This window comes from Vibrio sp. OPT18 (genome assembly GCF_015163615.1).
In the GTDB taxonomy this organism is placed as follows: domain Bacteria; phylum Pseudomonadota; class Gammaproteobacteria; order Enterobacterales; family Vibrionaceae; genus Vibrio; species Vibrio coralliirubri.
The window spans coordinates 1-254 of record NZ_JADDYK010000114.1; the positions used below are offsets into that span (position 1 = coordinate 1).

Annotated in this window: 1 pseudogene; it reads right to left on the minus strand. The window is 46.9% G+C overall.

What is annotated here, in order from left to right:
* Window positions 1-254 (minus strand): annotated as a pseudogene (locus IQQ51_RS27680) (hypothetical protein); the annotation flags it as partial.

Consider the following 254-nt stretch of genomic DNA (forward strand, 5'->3'; position numbering starts at 1 on the left):
ATGTATTTTACAGGTCGCCCGAACGCTTTAGCTCGATCTTTAATGGTTTTTGCACCGGCGCGAAGCGCTTCTTTAAAGGCGGAAGTTAGCCCCATGTCATCGAAGTACTTCAATGTGACGCGCTTAATACTGGTAAGGGCGCACTTTTTAAGCTTGCCATCATCGCCTATGCGAAGCGTCCACGGCTGTTTAGATGTTACCCATCCCTTTTTACTTAAGTATCGGTAACACTGTTTAACGCGCCATTCAGGAAG